The 14,287-nt window shown below is 68.4% G+C and carries 15 protein-coding genes; 7 read left to right on the top strand and 8 right to left on the bottom strand.

The window, feature by feature from the left end; translation table 11 throughout:
• Nucleotides 1–3 precede the first annotated feature (3 nt).
• Nucleotides 4–945 carry a prolyl aminopeptidase gene (pip, locus tag AASM09_RS03790; RefSeq protein ID WP_014646006.1) on the top strand — a complete coding sequence of 314 codons (942 nt, stop codon included), beginning with the start codon at nucleotides 4–6 and terminating at the stop codon, nucleotides 943–945.
• Nucleotides 946–1,074: 129 nt separating this feature from the next.
• Here pip and AASM09_RS03795 read toward each other — a convergent pair whose 3' ends face one another.
• Nucleotides 1,075–1,959: a LysR family transcriptional regulator gene (locus AASM09_RS03795; protein ID WP_049428749.1), complete on the bottom strand. Its 885-nt coding sequence runs from the start codon at nucleotides 1,957–1,959 to the stop codon at nucleotides 1,075–1,077.
• A 107-nt stretch (nucleotides 1,960–2,066) separates the two neighbouring features.
• Between AASM09_RS03795 and AASM09_RS03800 the strand changes: the two genes are divergently transcribed.
• Complete coding sequence (locus AASM09_RS03800) at nucleotides 2,067–3,485, top strand: MFS transporter (protein WP_049428751.1); 1,419 nt, start codon at nucleotides 2,067–2,069, stop codon at nucleotides 3,483–3,485.
• Nucleotides 3,482–4,153, top strand: coding sequence for a DUF7716 domain-containing protein (locus AASM09_RS03805; RefSeq protein WP_049428753.1), 672 nt, complete (start codon nucleotides 3,482–3,484; stop codon nucleotides 4,151–4,153). Before AASM09_RS03800 ends, AASM09_RS03805 begins: the two co-directional genes overlap by 4 nt.
• Nucleotides 4,154–4,185: 32 nt before the next feature.
• Here the strand turns inward: AASM09_RS03805 and AASM09_RS03810 are convergent, their stop codons facing one another.
• Genes AASM09_RS03810 through AASM09_RS03825 form a run of 4 tightly spaced genes read right to left on the bottom strand, consistent with a single transcriptional unit; the run spans nucleotide 4,186 to nucleotide 7,040 of the window.
• Entirely contained in the window at nucleotides 4,186–4,983 is a 798-nt protein-coding gene (locus AASM09_RS03810; RefSeq protein WP_049428755.1) for an N-formylglutamate amidohydrolase, read from the bottom strand.
• A complete protein-coding gene (locus AASM09_RS03815; protein WP_343368780.1) occupies nucleotides 4,976–5,530 on the bottom strand; it encodes an NUDIX hydrolase in 555 nt (184 codons plus the stop codon). Before AASM09_RS03815 ends, AASM09_RS03810 begins: the two co-directional genes overlap by 8 nt.
• Nucleotides 5,527–6,462, bottom strand: coding sequence for a 5'-3' exonuclease (locus AASM09_RS03820; protein ID WP_049428759.1), 936 nt, complete (start codon nucleotides 6,460–6,462; stop codon nucleotides 5,527–5,529). Before AASM09_RS03820 ends, AASM09_RS03815 begins: the two co-directional genes overlap by 4 nt.
• Nucleotides 6,459–7,040, bottom strand: coding sequence for a nitroreductase family protein (locus tag AASM09_RS03825; RefSeq protein ID WP_049428784.1), 582 nt, complete (start codon nucleotides 7,038–7,040; stop codon nucleotides 6,459–6,461). Before AASM09_RS03825 ends, AASM09_RS03820 begins: the two co-directional genes overlap by 4 nt.
• Before the next feature lie 331 nt (nucleotides 7,041–7,371).
• Between AASM09_RS03825 and AASM09_RS03830 the strand changes: the two genes are divergently transcribed.
• Together AASM09_RS03830 and AASM09_RS03835 are read left to right on the top strand one after the other, a co-directional pair.
• A complete protein-coding gene (locus AASM09_RS03830) occupies nucleotides 7,372–9,693 on the top strand; it encodes a DUF1631 domain-containing protein (RefSeq protein WP_049428761.1) in 2,322 nt (773 codons plus the stop codon).
• 51 nt (nucleotides 9,694–9,744) lie between these two features.
• Nucleotides 9,745–10,824, top strand: coding sequence for an NAD(P) transhydrogenase subunit alpha (locus AASM09_RS03835; protein WP_049428762.1), 1,080 nt, complete (start codon nucleotides 9,745–9,747; stop codon nucleotides 10,822–10,824).
• Between the two features lie 102 nt (nucleotides 10,825–10,926).
• Here the strand turns inward: AASM09_RS03835 and AASM09_RS03840 are convergent, their stop codons facing one another.
• The 3 genes from AASM09_RS03840 to AASM09_RS03850 are packed head-to-tail and all read right to left on the bottom strand — an operon-like array spanning nucleotide 10,927 to nucleotide 12,299.
• Entirely contained in the window at nucleotides 10,927–11,388 is a 462-nt protein-coding gene (locus tag AASM09_RS03840; protein ID WP_049428764.1) for a DUF3106 domain-containing protein, read from the bottom strand.
• 3 nt (nucleotides 11,389–11,391) lie between these two features.
• Entirely contained in the window at nucleotides 11,392–11,718 is a 327-nt protein-coding gene (locus tag AASM09_RS03845; RefSeq protein WP_049428766.1) for a hypothetical protein, read from the bottom strand.
• The gene (locus AASM09_RS03850; RefSeq protein ID WP_080354992.1) at nucleotides 11,715–12,299 is read right to left on the bottom strand and encodes an RNA polymerase sigma factor; all 585 of its coding nucleotides are present in this window, start codon (nucleotides 12,297–12,299) and stop codon (nucleotides 11,715–11,717) included. The genes AASM09_RS03845 and AASM09_RS03850 overlap by 4 nt, the downstream gene beginning before the upstream one ends.
• A gap of 98 nt (nucleotides 12,300–12,397) precedes the next feature.
• Between AASM09_RS03850 and AASM09_RS03855 the strand changes: the two genes are divergently transcribed.
• On the top strand, nucleotides 12,398–12,718 hold the full coding sequence (locus tag AASM09_RS03855; protein WP_343368782.1) for an NAD(P) transhydrogenase subunit alpha: 321 nt from the start codon (nucleotides 12,398–12,400) through the stop codon (nucleotides 12,716–12,718).
• Nucleotides 12,715–14,175 carry an NAD(P)(+) transhydrogenase (Re/Si-specific) subunit beta gene (locus AASM09_RS03860; RefSeq protein WP_049428771.1) on the top strand — a complete coding sequence of 487 codons (1,461 nt, stop codon included), beginning with the start codon at nucleotides 12,715–12,717 and terminating at the stop codon, nucleotides 14,173–14,175. The genes AASM09_RS03855 and AASM09_RS03860 overlap by 4 nt, the downstream gene beginning before the upstream one ends.
• Nucleotides 14,176–14,287: the final 112 nt, after the last annotated feature.

Consider the following 14,287-nt stretch of genomic DNA (forward strand, 5'->3'; position numbering starts at 1 on the left):
AGCATGCGTACGCTGTACCCCGCCATCACCCCCTACGACGTCGGCACCCTGAAGGTCGATGACCGCCACACGCTGTACTTCGAACAGTGCGGCAACCCGGATGGCAAGCCGGTGGTGATGCTGCACGGTGGCCCGGGCGGCGGCTGCAGCGACAAGATGCGCCAGTTCCACGACCCGTCGAAGTACCGCATCATCCTGTTCGACCAGCGTGGTGCCGGCCGTTCCACCCCGCACGCCGACCTGGTGGACAACACCACCTGGGACCTCGTTGCCGATATCGAAAAGCTGCGCGAGCACCTGAAGGTGGATCGCTGGCAGGTATTCGGCGGCAGCTGGGGTTCGACCCTGGCCCTGGCCTATGCAGAAACCCACCCGCAGCGTGTGACCGAGCTGGTGCTGCGCGGCATCTTCATGCTGCGCCGCTGGGAACTGGAATGGTTCTACCAGGAAGGTGCCAACCGCCTGTTCCCGGATGCCTGGGAGCATTATCTGAAGCCGATCCCGTCGGTGGAGCGTCATGACCTGATCTCGGCCTTCCACCGCCGCCTGACCAGCGACGACGAAACCACCCGCCTGGAAGCGGCCAAGGCCTGGGCGGTGTGGGAAGGTGCGACCAGCTTCCTGCACGTCGATGACGACTTCATCAACAGCCACGAAGACCCGCACTTCGCGCTGGCCTTCGCCCGCATCGAGAACCACTACTTCGTCAACGGTGGCTTCTTCGAGGTGGAAGACCAGCTGCTGCGCGACGCGCACCGCATCGCCGACATCCCGGGCGTGATCGTGCACGGCCGCTACGACGTGGTCTGCCCGCTGGCCAATGCCTGGGACCTGACCAAGGTATGGCCGAAGGCGAAGCTGGAAATCACCCCGGCCTCGGGCCACTCGGCGTTCGAGGCCGAGAACGTGGACGCGCTGGTGCGCGCCACCGATAGCTTCGCCTGATCGGCAACGCCAGGGGTCAGATCCCTTTCCCAAGGAAAGGGCTCTGACCCCGACCCGGATGCACCGGCCGGTAGATCCACGCCATGCGTGGATGGGGGCAACGCAGGAGCCTCCACGCATGGCGTGGATCTACCAGTTCCCGGCCAGCAACGCGTCAGCCAGCACCTGCAGTTTCGGTGAGTGCTGCCGCGACGGCGGGTAGATCAACGACAACGCACGGCTGCGGCCTTCGAACGGCTGCAGCACGCGCTGCAGCCGGCCATCGGCCAGCGCGTCGGCCACCGCGAAATCCATCACCTGCACGATGCCGATGCCGGCGATGGCCGCTTCCACCAGTGGATCGCCGCTGTCGAACACCATCCGCGTCGGCGGCGTGACTTCCCGTAGCTGGCCGTCGTGCAGGAACTGCCAGTTGACCACGCGGCCACTACGCAGGTTGCGCACGGCCAGGCAGGCGTGGTCCTGCAGCGCGGTCACATCGACCGGCGCGCCGCAGCGGGCCAGATAGTCCGGGCTGGCCACGGTCACCCAGCGCAGCGGCCGCAAGGGCCGCGCAACAATGCGCTGGTCGGCGATGACGCCGGTACGCAGCGCGGCATCGAACCCTTCCTCGACCAGATCGACCAGGCGGTCGCTCAGCACCGCTTCCACCTGCAGCTGCGGATGCTGTTGCAGCAGCGGTGCCAGCATTGGCACGAGCACCTTGCGGCCGAACATCGACGGCGCGCTGATCTTCAAGGTGCCCGAGGGCGTGCAGGGTCGGTCGGCCAGCTGCCGCTCGGCATCGTCGAGGCCAGCCAGCAGCGGCATCACCTGTTCGACGAACTGGCGGCCATCCGGGGTCAGCGCCACGTTGCGGGTATTCCGCTGCAGCAGCTTCACCCCCAGTGTGGCCTCCAGTCGGCCGATCGCGCGCGACAGGCCGGACTGGCTCAGGCCGAGCTGGCCGGCGGCCACCGTGAAGCTGCGCGCTTCCGCCACCTGCACCAGCATGCGCACCGCATTGAGGTCCATCGAGGCTCCATTCATGCGGAAAATCATGACAGATATGGGCTTCAAGGGGTTTATTGATATGGGCGCATCAATGAGACTGCGCTCCCCCCCACCGCTTCAACCCGCCGATGCCTCCCCTCAACTATCCACGCTGGGCGCTGACCCTGCTGGCCACCGCGCAGCTGATCATCGCCCTCGACGCCACCGTCATCTTCGTCGCCCTGCATGACATGGGCCGCGCGCTGCAGATCAACGCGCAGCAGCTGCAGTGGGTGGTCAGTGCCTACACCGTGGCCTTTGGTGGCAGCCTGCTGCTGGGGGGGCGTGCCGCCGATCTGATCGGGCGCCGTCGCTTCTACCGGCTGGGCATGCTGCTGTTCGCACTGGCCTCGCTGCTCGGCGCGCTTGCGCCGAACGCGACCCTGCTGATCATCGCGCGTGCCGCACAGGGCGTCGGTGCGGCGCTGCTGTTCCCGGCCACGCTGGCGCTGATCAACACGCTGTACGCCGAAGGCCCGGTGCGCAACCGCGCGCTGGCGATCTGGAGCATGGCCAGCGCGGTCGGCCTGGCGCTGGGCACGCTGCTCGGCGGCGTGCTGACCCAGGCGTTCGGCTGGCCGGCAGTGCTGGCGGTGATCGTGCCGCTGGCCACCGCATGCGCAGTGGCTGCCGGTGCATGGCTACCGGCCGATGGCCCACGGGTGCAGGGACGTTCGTTCGACCTGGCCGGTTGCCTCACCGTCACCGCCGGCGGCAGCCTGCTGGTCACCACCCTGGTGCAAGGGCCGGAGTGGGGCTGGACGGCACCGGCCACGCTCATCTGCCTGCTGCTTTCAGCGGTACTGCTGGCGGCGTTCGTGCAGATCGAAAAGCGCAGCCGTGACCCGCTGATGCAGTTTTCGCTGTTGCGCCTGCCTGGCCTGCGCGCGGCACTCGGCCTGACCTTCGCCTTCATGAGCAGCTATGGCGTGCAGTACTACTTCCTTGCGCTGTACTTCCAGGATGGCTACGGCTGGAGCCCGCTGCAGGCCGGCATGGCCTTCCTGCTGCCGACGCTGGTGTGCACTTTCGGCATTCGTATTGCCGAACGCATGCTGCGGCGCCGTTCGCCACGGCAGGTGCTGGCCTGGGGCTTCGCTGCCGGTGCCATCGGCATCGCTGCGGTGGCGGTGGCGATGCCGCATGGCGCTGGCTACTGGCCGCTGCTGCCGGGCATCGTGGTGCTCAGTGTCGGCCAGGGCATGAGCTGGACAGCGATGTGGATCGTGGCCGGTCAGGGCGTGCCGGGACCGCAGCAGGGTGTCGCGTCCGGCATGGCCGCCACCGCCCAGCAGATCGGTGGCGCGCTGGGATTGGCGGTACTGGTGATGGTGGCCAACGCCGCGCGCAGCACGCAGGCAGCAACCAGTGCCGATGCCCTGCAGGGCATGGTCAATGCACAGTACGGCGCCGCGCTGTTCGCTGCGCTCGGCGTGGTGATCGCGCTGGGCCTGCGCCCGGCGCCGGTAGACTCGTCAGCAACCGCCTGCCTGAGCACCGACGCATGATCGAACTGCTGGACCTGCAACAGACCCTGCATGCCTTCGCAGCCTGCAACGATGATGATGAGGTGTACGGCTCCTTCGGTTGGGTGCACGCCACCGATGACGACCTGCTGCAGGCGCGCTTCTGGTTGCCACCCGATGAGGATGCCGCATTCGATGAGGACAGCGAGGTTCCGGCTGAAGCGCGCGCGCTGGGCCTGGGCACGTTCCTGGAACCTGCGACGTTTGCGGACGTGCTCGACGTGCAGAAGCGGCAGCGCCCGTTGTCTTCGCTGCGGGACTACGCGCAGGCGCTGGCGTACTACGCCGAGTACGACGCGTTCCGGCAGGTCGAAGGCATCGATGAGGCTCTGGGCGAAGCGGAAGCTGCGGAACAGGCGGCTGCACGCGAGGCGGGTGTGGGCACAGGCATCTTCGCGTCCTTCGATATGGCATTGAACGCGTGCCCGGAAGCGCAGATCAAAGCGGCGGCGCAGCGCGTGGCGCGCCTGCTGGAGATTCCGGTGGGCGATGCATTGGCGCGTTGCCGCGCGTTGCCGCTACTGCTGGGTGAAGCGCTGGATCGGCGTCGTGCGCAGGCGATCAAGGATGACTTCGCCGACATCGGCGCGACGCTGCAGGTGCGTGGCTACAAGCCGTTCCCGTGGATGGACGCGCCCGCATTGCGTTGAACAACACCATCCATGCCATGCCTGGATGACGTTCAACCAAACGCCAGCAACTGCGGCTGCAATGCGCTGAAGATCCGCGCCAGCCGCTCCGCCCACGCCTGCTGCCCGGCCACGTCGGCAATCAGGTCCTGGCGGATCTCCAGCTCCACGTGCACCAGGCCACGGCCTTCGCCATGCACCGGCACCGCATAGTCACTGGTACTGCTGACCGAATACGGCTCATTGTCACCCACCACCAGGTCGTCCTCGTCGCGCAGTGCCTGCAGCAGCGCATGGGCAAAACGCGTGTCCTGGTGGTACAGCACGCCGGCATGCCACGGCCGCTGCATGCCGTTCATCGCCGGGGTGAAGCTGTGCATCATCACCAGCAGCGTGGGGCGGCCTGCATCACGGCGTGCATCAAGCTCGGCGTCGATGCGCGCGTGGTAGGGCGCGTGGATCGCTTCGATGCGTTGTTGCCGCTGCGCTGCCGACAGCCCGGTATTGCCTGGCACCACCGTGTGGTCGCTCACTTCCGGAATCAGCGTTGGCGACGCCAGCGGGCGGTTGCAGTCGATCAGCAGCCGCGAATAGGTCTGTTCGATCGCCCAGGCATCCAGCCGTTCGGACAGTGCGCGGGTGGTGCCGGCAATGCCGATGTCCCAGCCGATATGGCGGTCCAGTTCGGCCTGCGGCAAGCCCAGGCCTGCGAGGACGCGCGGCACCCGCTGGCCGGCATGGTCGGCCAGCAGCAGGAACGGCGAGGCGCCCTGCGGCCGGTGGATCGTGTGGATCGCCGGGTCGTCTGCGCCCAGCAGCGCAGGCAGCGCGTGCAGATCGGCGTCAGCCACGCGGGCGTCCGTCCAGATGGTGCTCGATCATCCACAGCCCGGCCCAGAGCTTGGCATCCAGCTCGTAGCCTTCGCCCATTTTCTCTACCAGCCAGGCAGCCGCCCGAGCACGCGGAATCTCGTGCACGGTGATGTCTTCGCTGTCATCACCACCGCCCTCGCCGACACGGCGCAGGCCGGTGGCGCGCACGAAGGCGATCTTCTCGCTGCTGGCGCCAGAGGACGTCGGGCCGATCATCAGCACTTCGGCGTGATCGGCGGTCCAGCCGGTTTCTTCCTCCAGCTCGCGCACCGCCGAGACTTCGATCGACTCGCCGGAGTGGATGTCGCCGACCAGGCCGGCCGGCATCTCGATGGTGGGGGCCTGCAGCGGCACGCGGAACTGCTCGACGAACAGCACCTTGTCCTCGGGGGTGACGGCGATGATGATCGCGGCCAGGCCACCGGCGTGGGTACGTTCGCTGTATTCCCAGGTGCCGCGCACCAGCATGCGCTGGTACTTGCCTTCATAGACGACACGCGGGGCTTCGGTGTTGCGCTGGCTCATGCGGGCTCGCTGTGGGTGGGAAGAATATCGGGTACGCCGGCGGCATCGAACAGCCGGCGGCGTGTCATCGGGCCGAAGCGCAGGGTCTGGCACAGGCCGCTGAGCAGCTCGGGATCGGCGGTCTGGCGCAGCAGGCCGGGTTGGCTGCCTTCCAGCGGCGCGTCCAGCGCGATGGTGGTCAGCTGGCGCCAGAGCAGGGCGTGCTCGCGCTGCTCGCGCAGGCGCACGGCCATCTGGGCGGCGCCACGCAGGCGCAGGAACGGCACTTCATCCAGTCGCTCGTACAGCACGTCCATGCTGCCGAAATGGGCCAGCAGCACGGCAGCGGATTTGCTGCCGACGCCACTGACACCGGGAATGTTGTCCACCGCGTCGCCACACAGCGCCAGGTAATCGGCGATCTGGTGCGCATGCACGCCGTGTCGTGCCTTCACCCCGGCCACGTCCCAGCGCTGGTTGCGTGCGTAGTCCCACTGTTCGTCGTGGTCCAGCAGCAGCTGCGACAGGTCCTTGTCGGCGGAGATGATCACGCCGCGGTGGCTGCCACGATGCACATGCAGGGCGCTGCCGATCAGGTCATCTGCCTCGTATTCGTGGTGGGCCAGAACGGCAAGGCCCAACGCCGCGCACAGCGCCTTGCAGTGCACGAACTGGCGCTTGAGCGCCTCCGGCGCCGGGTCGCGGTTGGCCTTGTAGGCCGGGTACAGGCGGTGGCGGAAGCCACTGTCCAGTGCTTCGTCGAAGGCGATGGCGATGTGACGCGGGCGCTCGCGCTCGAGCAGGTCCAGCAGGAAGCGGGCGAAGCCGTGCACGGCATTGGTCGGCCAGCCCTGCGCGTCCTGGAACTGGTCCGGCAGCGAGTGCCAGGCGCGGAACACGTAGATGCTGGCGTCGACCAGGTACAGCGACGGCGGTGGTACCGGCAGGGTCATGCCGGAGGCGTCCAGTCGCGCAGCAGGGCGGCCGGGTCCGGACGCTCGCGCTCGGGCACGGCGGCCTTCGGCGTGCCGATATGGATGAAACCGGCAATGCCTTCGCCCTCGGACAGCCCCAGGTAGGCCTGCACGGCCGGGTCGAAGGCCATCCAGGCGGTCAGCCACTGCGCGCCGAAGCCCAGCGCCTGCGCGGCCTGCAGCAGGGCGAAGCAGACGCAGCCGGCGGTCATCAGCTGCTCCTGTTCGGGCACCTTCGGGTCCGGGCGCGGGCTGGCCACCACCACGATCACCAGCGGCGCATGGCTGAATCGCTGGCGGTCCTTTTCGAACACGGCCTCGCCGGCGTGCGGGTCGCGTTGGCGGCTGCGCTCGGCCAGGAAGTCGCCCAGAGTGTGACGTGCATCGCCGGCGATCTTCAGGAAGCGGAACGGCACGCGCTTGCCGTGGTCGGGCACACGCACGGCCGAGGCCAGCATCCGCTGCAGGGTGGCCGGATCCGGGCCGGGCTCGGCCAGCTGCCGCGAAGGCACGGAGCGGCGGGCATCCAGGGCGAGCAGGGCGGCGGGGTCGGGCATGGAGTCTGAACCGGTCATCACGGAGGTTTGATTATAGTCGGGGTGGTCAAAGACACCGTCTGTGTCGCGTCTGGCCTTTGAATATCAAACTGTGATGAACGTCATGCCACTGGCGGGAAACGGACGGCCGCTTCCCCTCGCCTCGCAGGCCTTGCACGGCTTACGATATCTACCTTGCCGGGCCGCCGGTCATGAGGTTTGAAGTGAGGACTGTTTCACTGTCCGTGACGGGCTGGCCGGCCTACCATCGACGTACCGGTACATGGGGTGTGCCGGTTGTCGCGATGTCCACGTTGTCTGTCGTACCAGAGAAGGTGGGGAGCCTTCCCGAATGATGAGCGCGCCCACACCGATGGGATCGCCGGGCCGTGACCCGGCCCAGCTCCAGCTTGCCCGGGACATGGTCCTGCCCGCGCTGTGCCAGGCCTTCGGCGCGGCACTGGCGCGCTTCGACGATGCCCTGTTCGATCGGGCCGGCAATGCCGGTTCGTCGCAGCTGCTGTTCCTGGATGCGATGCGCGAACTGCGCCGCCGCCGCGAGGACATTGCCGGTGCCTTCTCTGGCCACCTGCAGCGGGCCTGGGATGCGCTGGCCAGTGGTGAGCCCATGTCGGCCGAATCGACGCTGTCCGGCCCAGCCGAGGATGGCCTGAGCCTGCTGGCCGAGCACGTGCTGGAGTCGCGGCTGGCGGTGCGCAATTTCGCCACGGTGCTGCTGCGTGACTTCAAGCCGGTCCTGGCGCGGCTCGACCGCCGCCTGGGCCGTCTGATCGGCGGCGCCGAACTGGATGCCGACCATAATCCCATCAGCCCCGAACACCTGGGCGTGGCCATCCACGAAGCCTTTGCCGGCTGCGAACTGGCTCCGGAAGTGCACCTGGTGCTGATCAAGCTGTGCGAGCGCGACCTGCGCGCGCCGGTGGGTCGCATCTACGAGAAGCTGGACGAGCAACTGGCCGCGGCCGGGGTGATGTCGCAGATGGGAGCGCCGCGGCGTCCACTGTCGGCGGCGCCCGACCCGCGCATGGCCTCGGGCCTGGATGACCTGGTGGAGCAGCGCCCGGGCACGGGCCTGGACGGCGAATTCGGTGATGACGAGCAGGCCGCGCCGGCCTGGGCGCAGCGCTTTGCCGCACGCTGGTCCGAGCGGCGTGGGCACATGCAGCAGCACCTGGGCGCCGAAGACGGCGGCACCGGCGACGCCCATGCGGGCCAGCAGGGCATGCTGCTGGAGGCGCTGCACGAACTGCTGCAGCAGACCCGCCACGTGCGCGAGGACGCGACGTCGGCCGCACAGGTGGCGATCGGCCAGCAGCGTCCGCTCAGCCAGCGCGAGATGATGTCGGTGCTGTCGCTGCTGCAGGCCACGCCCAGTGCGACCCTGCGCGCGGCGATCGGCGAGGACGGCGAATCGTTGGCGCAGCGGTTGAAGAGCGAAGTGCTGTCCAGCGCCACCCGTCTCGGTGTCGATCCGGGCCAGACCCGGCTGGACCCGCAGGACGAGGATGCGATCGACCTGGTGGGCATGCTGTTCGACGTGATGCTGGACGAGCGCGAACTGGAAGGCCGCTCGCGCGAGCTGATCGGCCGCCTGGTGGTGCCGTTCGTCAAGGTCGCGATGCTCGACCGCCGCATGTTCGTGCAGAAGACCCATCCGGCGCGCAAGCTGCTCAACTCGCTGGCCGAGGCCTGCGAAGGCAACACCGGCGAAAGCCAGGCCGAGCGCATGCTGATGGCCAAGGTCGAGGAGATCATCGAGCGCCTGGTTGCCGAGTTCAACGAGAACCTGGCGATCTTCCTGACCCTGGAAGAGGAATTCCGCGAGTTCCTGGTGCAGCACCGCCGTCGCGTGGAAATCGCCGAGCGCCGCGCCGCCGAAACGCAGCGTGGCCAGGAAAAACTGGAAATGGCCCGCACCCGCGCCGGCGCCGAACTGGACCGCCGCATCGGTGATGCCACCCTGCCGCCGGCCATCGCCGAATTCCTGCGCCAGCCGTGGCAGCACCACCTGACCCTGGCGCTGCTGCGCGAGGGCGAGGAGGGCGCATCGGTGGCCGAGGCGCTGAGCCTGGGCGACGGCCTGCTGGAGGAAGTGGCCGAGGCCCGCCGCCAGATCGTCGGCAAGCCGTGGCTGCAGGCCTGGCAGCCGGTGCTGGCCAAGGTGTTCGCCAGCGTGGGCGTGCATGGCGACGCCGCCACCGGCGCCATCGATGCCCTGCATGACACCCTGCAGGGCATTGCCGAATCGCGGCCGGAACTGCAGCGCGGGCTGCCGGAACTGCCGCAGGTCGTACTGCCCGCGCCACCGGTAGCCGAATCGCCGGCGGTGGAGCTGAGCGGCCAGATCGATGCCGATGATTTCGACAATGCCGACGCCGATCGCTTCCGTCGAATGGAGATCGGCAACTGGCTGGATTTCGTCGACAAGGACGGCAAGGTGCAGGCCGGCAAGCTGTCCTGGGTCAGCCCGATTTCCTCGCGCCTGCTGTTCGTCAACCGTCGTGGCGTGCGCTTCTGCGTAGCCTCGCCGGAGGAACTGGCGGTGATGGTGCGGCTGGGACGTCTGCGCGCCCATGTGGATGACGGTGCGTTCGACAGCGCGATGCAGGGCGTGATCGATCGGCTGGACCCGGGCAGCGCCACCCTGCACTGAGTGGAGCCGCCTGCTAGGATCGGGAAAACTCACCGATCAGCGGGGACCTGCATGGCCGTAGCGTTGCTGGGGATCAAGGAGACCGTGCCGGGCGAACGGCGCGTGGCGCTGACACCGGAGACCGCGCGCAAGCTCGGCGCCCTGGGCATCACTGTCTGGTACGAGCCCGGCGCCGGACTGGCCGCGGGTTTCACCGATGCCGCCTATGACGATGCCGGTGCCCGCGCGTTCGACGCCGCCCGCTGGGCCGAGATCGACATCCTGCTGTGCGTGCAGGCGCCCCCGGCGACGGTACTGCAGCAGCTCAAGCCGGGTGCCACCGTGGTTGGCCTGTTGACCCCTGCCAGTGATGTGGCCCTGGCGGCACTGGCTGCCGATGACCGCCTGCACCTGTTCCCGCTGCAGCAGCTGCCGCGCACCACCCGTGCGCAGGCGATGGATGTGCTCAGTTCACAGGCCGGCATGGCCGGTTACAAGGCCGCGTTGATCGCCGCCGAACGCGCACCACGATTCTTCCCGATGCTGACCACCGCTGCCGGCACCGTGCGTCCGGCCAAGGTGCTGGTGATCGGTGCCGGCGTGGCGGGACTGCAGGCCATTGCCACTGCCCGGCGCCTCGGTGCCCAGGTGGAAGGCTTCGACGTGCGCCCGGAAACCCGCGAGCAGATCCAGTCGCTGGGCGCCCGTTTCCTCGACCTGGGGGTGAGCGCGGCCGGCGAGGGCGGTTACGCGCGCGCGTTGACCGATGAGGAGCGAGCCGAGCAGCAGCGCCGCCTGGCCGATCACCTGCGCGGCGTGGATGTGGTGATCTGCACGGCGGCGGTACCGGGGCGCCCGGCACCCACCATCGTCACTGCGGCGATGGTGGAAGGCATGGCCACTGGCAGCGTGATCGTGGACCTGGCCGCCGAGAGCGGTGGCAACTGCGCACTGACCCGGCCAGGGCAATGCATTGAACACCAGGGCGTGACCATCGACGGCCCGCTGGGCCTGGCCAGTCGCGGCGCGACCCAGGCCAGCGAGATGTATGCGCGCAACCTGCTGAACTTCGTCGCGCTGTTCGTGCGCGAGGGGCAGCTGGCGTTCGACTGGGACGACGAGTTGCTGGCCAAGACACGCTGGCAGGCGTGAACCTGATATGCCTCCTGTAGAGCCGAGCCCATGCTCGGCTTGCGCAGGCGCGATAAAGCAGCCGAGCTTGGGCTCGGCTCTACAAAGGGTTGAACGCTGCCTTTACCGCGGCTTGGCCGGCGGCGGGTTGTCGCGCACCCAGTCCTTGCGCTGTTCCGGCGTCATCTGCGACCAGCGCTCACGCAGGGCGTCGCGCTGCGCCGGTGGCATGTCGCGCATCTGACCGAACAGTGCCCGGGCCTGCTCACGCTGTTCCGGGCTCATGTGCTCGAAGCGGCGCAGACCACGGCGCGCCTTGTCACGTTCCTCCGGGCTCATCGATTGCCAGCGCTGGCCGTGCGACAGCATGCGTTGGCGCTGGCTGGCATCGGCGCTGTTCCAGCGGTCGCGCAGCGGTGCCAGCAGCGATTCGCGCTGGGCTTCACTCAGCTGTTCCCACGCCGGCAGCGGTGCGGCCGGTACAGGACGTGGGGCCGCAGCGGGTGCAGCAGTCTGCGCCAGCGCGGGGACGGCCGGCAGCAGCGACAGGGTCAACAGCAGCGGCAGCAGGTTGAATCGGGGCATGGTTCACTCCATCGCCAGGTCGGTATCGCCCAGCCACAGGTACAGATCGGGATTTTCGTCATATAGCGTGCTGTTGTCTTCTACCGAGGCCAGCACCGGGGCCGGCGCTGGGCCCGACAGGGGGCTGTGGCCGCTGAACTGCAGGCCGATACCCAGTGCCACCACCAGCGAACAGGCGCTGGCCAGCCACCAGCGCAGGCGCCCGTGCCGGGCCGCGCTGGCGCCGTGGCGGGCCTGGCGCAGCTGTGCCAGCGTGGCCGGCGACAGTGCCTGCAGCGACTGCGCGTGCAGGCTGCGCAGGATGTCATCGGAGGGCAGGGAGCGGTTCACGGGTGGGTCTCCAGGTAGTCCTGCAGCGCCTGCCGGGCGCGTGCCAGATGGGTTTTTACCGCGCCTTCGCTGCAGCCCATGGCGCGGGCGGTGGTGGCCCCGTCCAGGTCCTGCAGCACGCGCAGGGTGAAGGCTTCTCGCTGGCGGGCGGGCAGGGTACGCAGTGCCTGCACCAGCTGCTGGTACTGCTGGCGCTGTTCGTGCGCCTGCGCCGGGTCCGGGCCGGGATCGGCCCAGTCGATCCCGCCACCGTCGGCATCCTGGTTGTCGCGCCAGAACGGCAGGCGGAAACGGCGTCGACGCTGCAGGTCGATCACGCGCCGGCGCAGGATGCTCCAGAACAGCGGCGCCCATTCGGCGGCCGGCTTGTCGGCGTAGTCCAGCATGCGCATCAGGGCGTCCTGCACCGCGTCCATGGCGTCGTCGCGCTGGCGCAGGCCGGCCTCAGCGAAGCGGAATGCGCGCGGGCCGACGCTGGCCAGGAACACTTCCAGCGACGCCGGCAGGGCATCGGTCTCGGCGCTCGGGGGGACAGGGCTGCTCACCAGCACAGGGTACGGTTCCTCGCTCGGGGTCACCATCGACAACGCGTGAGCGCGGCTTCGGTTGACCGTGGGCGCGCGCCGGGTTCAGCCCGTGGTTATGATGGGCCGACGAAGACAGAGCGGGAGCGTTGCCAGTGAGTGACGGGTTCGTGGCGCTGTACATCTTCATGCTGGCGGCCATCGCCGGCCACGTGATCATTTCGCCGGTGCCGGTGATCCTGCATACCCCGCTGATGTCGGGTTCCAACTTCATCCACGGCATCGTGCTGATCGGCGCGATGGTGGTGCTGGGGCACGCGCAGACGCCACTGGAAAAGGCGCTGGGCTTCCTCGCCGTGGTGCTGGGTGCCGGCAACGCTGCCGGTGGGTACGTGGTCACCGCGCGCATGCTGGAAATGTTCAAGCCGAGCGCGCCCAAGGGTGCCAAGGACGAACCGAAGGAGCCGCAGGCTTGAACATCAGTACCGTCGAACTGCTCGACTGGCTGGTCAAGGCCAGCTACCTCGTCGCCGCCACGCTGTTCCTGCTCGGCCTGCAGCGGATGGCCTCGCCGCTGACCGCGCGCAGCGGCATCCGCTGGGCCGGGCTGGGCATGCTGCTGGCTACGGCGGCAACCTTCTTCCTGCCCGAACTGCACAACGTGCCGCTGATCCTGGTGGCGCTGCTGCTTGGCGCGGGCCTGGCCTGGTGGTCGGCCGGCAAGGTCGCCATCACCGACATGCCGCAGATGGTGGCGCTGTACAACGGCATGGGCGGCGGCTCGGCGGCGGCCATCGGCGCGGTGGAACTGCTGCGCTATTCCTTCCTGGCCCACCGCGATACCAGCCACTGGAGCGCGCAGGCGCTGGCCGACCTGGCCGCGCGCCAGCCATCGGGCACGGTGCTGCTGCTGGCGGTGGTCGGCGCGGCGATCGGCGCGGTGTCGCTGTCCGGCTCGGTGATCGCCTGGGCCAAGCTGGATGGACGGCTGGACAAGCGCGTGACCTGGCCCGGCCAGCAGGTGATGAATCTGCTGGTGGCGCTGGCGGTGGTGGTGCTGGCGATCATCGCGGCCAGCACGCTCAGTAGCTGGTCCATCGTCGCCTTCTTCGTGCTGGCACTGGCGCTGGGCGTGCTGATGACGCTGCCGATCGGCGGTGCCGACATGCCGGTGGTGATCTCGCTGTACAACGCGTTCACCGGCCTGGCGGTGTCGTTCGAAGGCTATGTGCTGGGCAACGAGGCGCTGATCATCGCCGGCATGATGGTTGGCGCGGCTGGCATCCTGCTGACCCGGTTGATGGCCAAGGCGATGAACCGTCCGATCCGCAACGTGCTGTTCTCCAACTTCGGCGGTGGTGCCGGTGGCGAAGGGCAGGCGATCAGCGGCTCGCAGAAGCCGATCGAAGCGGCCGACGTCGCCGCGATGATGGCCTTTGCCGAGCGCGTGGTGATCGTGCCCGGCTACGGCATGGCCGTGGCGCAGGCGCAGCACAAGATATGGGAACTGGCGCAGCGGCTGGGCCAGCGTGGGGTCAAGGTGAAGTTCGCGATCCACCCGGTGGCGGGGCGCATGCCCGGGCACATGAACGTGCTGCTGGCCGAGGCGGGCGTGCCCTACGACCTGATCGCCGACATGGACGACATCAACCCGGAGTTCGCCAACACCGACGTGGTGCTGGTGATCGGCGCCAACGACGTGGTCAATCCGGTCGCACGCACCGATCCGGCCAGCCCGATCTACGGCATGCCGGTGCTGGACGTGGTCAATGCGCGCAACGTGGTGGTGATCAAGCGCGGCAAGGGCACCGGCTTTGCCGGCATCGAGAATGCGCTGTTCTATGCCGACAACACCCGCATGCTGTACGGCGACGGTGCCGAAGCGGCGGCCTCGCTGGTCAGTGAGTTGAAGGCGCTCGACGGCGGGCATTGAGATCCGGGGTCGGATCCCTTTCCACAGGAAAGGGCTCTGACCCCATATGCGCAGTCTCATCCACGCGTGGCGTGGATCTACCCGGGAAGCACAACGCGCACGGGGGCCATCG

Origin of the sequence: Stenotrophomonas maltophilia, from assembly GCF_039555535.1 — a bacterium.
Classification (GTDB): Bacteria; Pseudomonadota; Gammaproteobacteria; order Xanthomonadales; family Xanthomonadaceae; genus Stenotrophomonas; species Stenotrophomonas maltophilia_Q.

Bases quoted from the DNA above. Each gene is read 5' to 3' on its own strand.
- pip (WP_014646006.1), top strand. From the start codon at position 4: ATGCGTACGCTGTACCCCGCCATCACCCCCTACGACGTCGGCACCCTG.
- AASM09_RS03795 (WP_049428749.1), bottom strand. From the start codon at position 1,959: ATGGACCTCAATGCGGTGCGCATGCTGGTGCAGGTGGCGGAAGCGCGC.
- AASM09_RS03800 (WP_049428751.1), top strand. From the start codon at position 2,067: ATGCCTCCCCTCAACTATCCACGCTGGGCGCTGACCCTGCTGGCCACC.
- AASM09_RS03805 (WP_049428753.1), top strand. From the start codon at position 3,482: ATGATCGAACTGCTGGACCTGCAACAGACCCTGCATGCCTTCGCAGCC.
- AASM09_RS03815 (WP_343368780.1), bottom strand. From the start codon at position 5,530: ATGAGCCAGCGCAACACCGAAGCCCCGCGTGTCGTCTATGAAGGCAAG.
- AASM09_RS03820 (WP_049428759.1), bottom strand. From the start codon at position 6,462: ATGACCCTGCCGGTACCACCGCCGTCGCTGTACCTGGTCGACGCCAGC.
- AASM09_RS03825 (WP_049428784.1), bottom strand. From the start codon at position 7,040: ATGCCCGACCCCGCCGCCCTGCTCGCCCTGGATGCCCGCCGCTCCGTG.
- AASM09_RS03830 (WP_049428761.1), top strand. From the start codon at position 7,372: ATGATGAGCGCGCCCACACCGATGGGATCGCCGGGCCGTGACCCGGCC.
- AASM09_RS03835 (WP_049428762.1), top strand. From the start codon at position 9,745: ATGGCCGTAGCGTTGCTGGGGATCAAGGAGACCGTGCCGGGCGAACGG.
- AASM09_RS03840 (WP_049428764.1), bottom strand. From the start codon at position 11,388: ATGCCCCGATTCAACCTGCTGCCGCTGCTGTTGACCCTGTCGCTGCTG.
- AASM09_RS03850 (WP_080354992.1), bottom strand. From the start codon at position 12,299: ATGGTGACCCCGAGCGAGGAACCGTACCCTGTGCTGGTGAGCAGCCCT.